This is a genomic window from Flavobacterium sp. FPG59, assembly GCF_002150205.1.
In the GTDB taxonomy this organism is placed as follows: Bacteria; Bacteroidota; Bacteroidia; order Flavobacteriales; family Flavobacteriaceae; genus Flavobacterium.
In genome coordinates this window covers 1-5,452 of record NZ_MTCA01000202.1, presented here as the reverse complement: position 1 = coordinate 5,452, position 5,452 = coordinate 1, and the positions used below count along the sequence as shown (strand labels likewise).

At 31.4% G+C, this 5,452-nt stretch carries 5 protein-coding genes and 1 pseudogene; 3 read left to right on the top strand and 3 right to left on the bottom strand.

Annotated elements, in window-relative coordinates; all coding sequences use genetic code 11:
• Positions 1-121 precede the first annotated feature (121 nt).
• Positions 122-2,542 carry a phenylalanine--tRNA ligase subunit beta gene (gene pheT / locus FPG59_RS13375; RefSeq protein ID WP_086455087.1) on the top strand — a complete coding sequence of 807 codons (2,421 nt, stop codon included), beginning with the start codon at positions 122-124 and terminating at the stop codon, positions 2,540-2,542.
• 97 nt (positions 2,543-2,639) lie between these two features.
• On the opposite strand, the gene FPG59_RS13370 is transcribed toward pheT, so the two are convergent.
• The 3 genes from FPG59_RS13370 to FPG59_RS13360 form a co-directional block, all read right to left on the bottom strand.
• Entirely contained in the window at positions 2,640-3,194 is a 555-nt protein-coding gene (locus FPG59_RS13370; protein ID WP_086455086.1) for a hypothetical protein, read from the bottom strand.
• 2 nt (positions 3,195-3,196) lie between these two features.
• Positions 3,197-3,901 carry a hypothetical protein gene (locus tag FPG59_RS13365; protein WP_086455085.1) on the bottom strand — a complete coding sequence of 235 codons (705 nt, stop codon included), beginning with the start codon at positions 3,899-3,901 and terminating at the stop codon, positions 3,197-3,199.
• Between the two features lie 63 nt (positions 3,902-3,964).
• Positions 3,965-4,543: a DUF2589 domain-containing protein gene (locus FPG59_RS13360; RefSeq protein WP_086455088.1), complete on the bottom strand. Its 579-nt coding sequence runs from the start codon at positions 4,541-4,543 to the stop codon at positions 3,965-3,967.
• A 250-nt stretch (positions 4,544-4,793) separates the two neighbouring features.
• On the opposite strand from FPG59_RS13360, the gene FPG59_RS13355 reads away from it, so the two are divergent.
• Positions 4,794-5,222 (top strand): hypothetical protein, encoded by a 429-nt coding sequence (locus tag FPG59_RS13355; protein WP_086455084.1) that lies wholly within the window; start codon positions 4,794-4,796, stop codon positions 5,220-5,222.
• 3 nt (positions 5,223-5,225) lie between these two features.
• Positions 5,226-5,452: pseudogene (locus FPG59_RS16895) on the top strand (hypothetical protein); the annotation flags it as partial.

Sequence of the window (5,452 nt, the reverse complement as noted above, 5' to 3'; positions counted from 1 at the left end):
AATGAATACAATTATAACTTAAAAAACAAAAAAAATAGTTTCTTACTACAAACTGCAATCCTTATATTTGCACGCGTCTTTGAAAACGGGACTTGTAAAGCAATATCATTAAAAAATACAAATGAAAATATCATACAACTGGTTAAAACAATTTATAAAAATAGACTGGAAATCCGAAGAAACAGCTGCATTGCTTACAGACTTAGGGCTTGAAGTAGAAGTGGTTGAAAAGTACCAATCTATTAAAGGAGGATTAGAAGGAGTAGTTATAGGTCATGTATTAACATGTGTACAACATCCAGATGCTGACAGACTGAAAATAACAACTGTTGATATAGGAACCGGAACACCCATACAAGTAGTTTGTGGTGCTAGTAACGTAGGTGCAGGACAAAAAGTACCTGTTGCTACAATTGGTACTGAATTGTATGATAAAGAGGGTAACGCTTTTACGATCAAGAAAGGAAAAATTAGAGGTCAAGAAAGCCACGGTATGATTTGTGCAGAAGACGAATTAGGTCTTGGCGAAAGCCACGACGGAATCATGATCCTTGACGATTCATTGGTTCCTGGAACAGCCGCTGCAACTGTCTTTAAAATAGAAAATGATGAAGTTTTTGAAATAGGATTAACACCAAATCGTGCTGATGCTATGAGCCATCTAGGTACAGCAAGAGATTTGAGAGCTGGACTTTTACAAAATGGAGTTAGCGTAGAGCTTATTACACCTTCAGTTAGTAATTTTAGGGTAGATAAAAGAACTTTAAAGATTGATATTGATGTTAAAGAACCAAAATTAGCACCTAGATATTGTGGCGTTACAATATCCGGTATTGAGGTAAAACCTTCTCCTGCTTGGTTACAAAATAGATTAAAAGCTATTGGGTTAAACCCAAAAAATAACATTGTTGATGTTACGAATTACGTTTTACACGAATTGGGTCAGCCCCTTCATGCCTTTGATGCTGCTAAAATAAACGGAAAAGTAGTCGTACAAACTCTTGCAGCAGGGACTAAATTTACCACTCTTGATGATGTTGAAAGAGAATTACACGAGGAGGACTTAATGATTTGTGATGAAAAAGGGCCACTTTGTATTGCAGGTGTTTTTGGTGGAAAAAAATCTGGAGTTTCAGAAAGTACTAGTACGATTTTCTTGGAAAGTGCCTATTTTAATCCTGTAAGTATTAGAAAAACAGCCAAGAGACATCAACTTAATACCGATGCCTCTTTTAGATTTGAAAGAGGAATTGATCCTAGCATCACTGAATATGCATTAAAGCGTGCTGCTTTACTAATTCAAGAAGTTGCCGGTGGCGAAATCACATCAGATGTAGTGAATGTCTATCCAAAGAAAATTGAAGATTTTAATGTTTTTCTAAACTTTAAAAATGTCAATAAAATCATTGGTCAGGAAATTCCAAAAGATACTATTAAAAAAATTCTAGTTTCACTAGACATTAAGGTAAATAGTGTTTCGGATGCTGGACTTGGATTAACTATTCCTGCTTACCGTGTAGATGTACAAAGAGAAATTGATGTTATTGAAGAACTTTTAAGAGTTTACGGTTATAACAATATTGCTTTTTCAAATAAATTGAATGCTACGGTTTTTAACGCGCCACGAAACGAAGATTATAAAGTTCAAAATGTTATTGCCTCTCAATTGAACTCTCAAGGATTTCATGAAATGATGGCTAACTCATTGACAACGGCAAACTACGTTACACTTTCTGATCAACTAAATCCTACGAATAATGTAACCATGTTAAATCCTTTGAGTGCTGATTTATCAACCATGAGACAATCATTACTATTCTCTGGACTTGAAGCAGTATCGTATAACATTAATCGTAAAAACGCTGATTTAAAACTGTTTGAATTTGGTAAAACATACCACAATTACCTTGCTGGTTATGAAGAAAAAAAACATTTAAGTTTATTACTTACTGGTAATAGAAACCAAGAAAACTGGACTGGAACACAAAAAACTTCTGATTTCTTTTTGTTTAAAGGATATGTTTTGGGTATTTTATCTCGATTGGGTATTGATAAATTACAAACTAAACCAGTTGAACTTGATGTTTTTGCTGAAGGAATTTCACTTGTTGTTGGGAATGACACAATCGTATCATTAGGAGTAGTTAAAAAAGTAATATTAAAACATTTTGGAATCAAACAAGAAGTGTTTTATGCTGACTTTAATTGGGATTTAATCCTTAAAAAAATAAGTACTAAAATTAAATATACAGAGATTCCAAAATATCCTGAGGTACGCAGAGACTTAGCTTTATTGCTAGATCAAACAGTTAGTTATGAAAGCTTATACAACTTGGCTAGACAAACTGAAAAAGGACTTTTGAAAAACATTGATCTATTTGATGTTTACGAAGGTCAAAACTTACCCGAAGGAAAAAAATCATATGCAGTGAGTTTTACCATTCAAGACAATGCAAAAACACTTACTGATGCTCAAATTGATAAAATTATGAGTAAGTTGCAAAAGAATTTTGAAACGGAACTTGGTGCCGTTTTAAGATAATACATATTGTGGAAATTAAAAAAGCGGTTGCTTTAAATTGAAGTCGACCGCTTTTTTAAATATTTTGAAACACTAAAAATAGTTTACAATTTTCTTTTTAGCAGTAATCTTCTAAGTTTATTTCTTCGGCAATAAGCATTTGAATATCGGACATAATTAGCATTGTTTTCAATTTGATTGCTCCAGCTTGTAATTGTTCATTTGACGTCGTAAATTTCCAGATAGCATCTACAAAATTTTCAAACGGCAAATCAGGATCATACTTTACAACTTTTGCCTGGCTAATGATCAATAAGATTTGCTTTACCAGTTCTCTACACTCCTCAACTTTTAATTCAAAGGGTTTCAAAACTGTCAATATCAAGCTTTGTAAATCATATAATATCTCCGAGGCAGCTTTTAGTTGCGCTTTCTTTAAAGAGATACTTTTATTATCGGAAAACCTTGGAATCAATAACTTACTTTGTAAACCAGACAATTCAGATACTTCACTGATAGTATATGTGCTTAAAATCTCTTCATTTTTAGCAATCCAAGCTGTTAATTTTTCGATAAACAAAGGATCTTTTGTTTGAAGACTTCTCGTTATTTTTGGAAATTCTAACAAGTTATTTTTCAAAACGCTAACCAGGTTCAATGTTGATTTTCTCATCTTTATTCAGGTAATAATTTTGATTCTATTTCTCCTTTAGCATTTTCAGATCTACTCCACTCCATTCCGTTTTCAGAAATTTTTAATTTAATGAAGATTAAATTTTCAGACTTAAGTTCTCTTAATTTATTAGCTTCAACAACTATATTAAGATTAGCTAAAGCCTCAACCTCTTTACTAATTGTAATTTCTCGCGTTAAAACTGTAATTAAATCTTTTATAATCAAATCAATGTTGATTTTGGCTAATACCTCTTTGTTTACCAAAGCATATTTTTCAATTATCTTTAAATAATACACTACGATTTCTTTTGAAAAACCCGAAATAGAATCATGACTGTTAGTTATTTTAATTTGTTTTTCCAAAATACTTACTTGTCTGGCTGTCTCCGTTTGTAGCAATTTAGTAGGTTCTTTTGTAATTTTTAAGACTCCAAATTTTTCTAATAGAAAACTATAAACTAAAGTGTTAATCTTGATACTATCAAAACCAATTACTGGAGGTTTTGCGATGTTTTCAATTTCATCTAAAGCAATGGGAATTGTCATTTCAACATCGTCAATTCGCATTCTTGGAATTGAGAAATGTTTTAAATAATCATGTTTGGCATATTCTTCGGCCAATTTTACAGTTTGAAGGTCAGACATTATTTTAGCATTGGTAAAACTAGCTACAATACTTCCTAGGTAATCATTTAATTTTATCATAGTTTTTTATTTTTTAAATAGATTGGCCACCTCAAATAAGACAGCCAATCTATTTTAATATTATTACTGGTTTACACTAGCTATACTATCTTCTAGCATTGTTAAGATACGATCTAATCCAGCTGGTAATTCATCATTAACAGCACGAACGTGAACACCTAGATTATAAGTTTTTTCTACAGTTGAACCCGTAGCTGATGATCTCTTGTACGAAGCAGAGGCTTTGAAATTGACAATTTTATAATTAATTCCAAGCTCAGCACTTACGTTAAACTCACTAGAAACACTTTTGGTCTCAGTAGAAGTAAGCTTAGCATTGAAATCAATGGTCATTTCCTCTATTCTGATACTTGGAATAGATAACATGGTTAAGAATGGAACTTTGATTTCGACTTCTTTTTCAAGAAATTTATCATTACTACCATTATAATCAGGATTAGGGACCGATTTTTTGTAGTTGAAATCTACATAACGCAACTGCTTTGGTGCTGTTGAAGAACTTCCTTCCTCAAAACCAACCGATTGTATAAAGTTAACTTGTGCCATAGAGGCTGCATTTTGAGCTTGAACAGCTGCTTGTAATGGTCCACCGATGTAAACACTAAAATCTAAACTATTTAATTCTGCTACTAAATTTGACATAATTCTTATTGTTAAGTTTTTTTTCTTACTCTTATTAAGGTTTTTCAGATTCCACCTCTCCATTTTGTGCACCAAATGGTTCGATACAAAGTTGAATCATAACAAGTTTGTACAAAAGAGTAAACACACCCTATTTTATTTTTCTATTTGCCCTAAAAAAAAGGGGATATTTCCCCTTGTGGTTTCTACTGAATTGAAATAGTTTTGCCCTGTTATCTTTTAATAATCTAACCTTAACTAAAAAAACATTATGGAACAAAAACAAGTAAAACCAAAACAATTAATTACCAAGGAATTTGCTAAATTGCTAAATGAAAATTATAATAAAACCAGATATCCTTTAATCAAGGAAGCTATAAAAAAAGAAGATGCTAATGCGATTTGGTTTTCAATAGTAGAATTAGAAAACTATATTGCTTACATAAAAGCCGAAGCTAAAAAACAAAAAGGTGAAATTGATGGAATTCGCTTTCATTTTGGCGCTTATCCCGAAGATAAAGCATATGCCGAAAAAGCAGGTTTAACAACTATTTTTTTAGCTCCAACAGGGTCAAAGAAAATTAAAAAAACTACAGAAGTGTCAAAAATGGAAAAATCTATAGAAAACGATGACTCCTTAAATATTGCACCATTAAACTATGGCTCTATTGGTAATCCACCTCCAATCCCTTATATTTAATAAATGTTTGAAGATTTAAGATTTTATATTATTTATTTAGCTTTATTATCAAGTTTAATAGGATTTCGATTGTATTATAAATTGCCTAATAATAAAGCTAAATTTATATTGTTTATAATTGTATTTTCGTTTTTAACGGAATTTATAGGCAAATACTTTACATTATGGACTGGATTAATTAATTTTTCAGTCTATAATTTTTATATGTTAGCTAGTTTCACTGCTTATAT

Excerpts from the sequence above, each read along its gene's own strand:
- FPG59_RS13360 (WP_086455088.1), bottom strand. The coding sequence starts at position 4,543 with ATGTCAAATTTAGTAGCAGAATTAAATAGTTTAGATTTTAGTGTTTAC.
- FPG59_RS13365 (WP_086455085.1), bottom strand. The coding sequence starts at position 3,901 with ATGATAAAATTAAATGATTACCTAGGAAGTATTGTAGCTAGTTTTACC.
- FPG59_RS13370 (WP_086455086.1), bottom strand. The coding sequence starts at position 3,194 with ATGAGAAAATCAACATTGAACCTGGTTAGCGTTTTGAAAAATAACTTG.
- pheT (WP_086455087.1), top strand. The coding sequence starts at position 122 with ATGAAAATATCATACAACTGGTTAAAACAATTTATAAAAATAGACTGG.
- FPG59_RS13355 (WP_086455084.1), top strand. The coding sequence starts at position 4,794 with ATGGAACAAAAACAAGTAAAACCAAAACAATTAATTACCAAGGAATTT.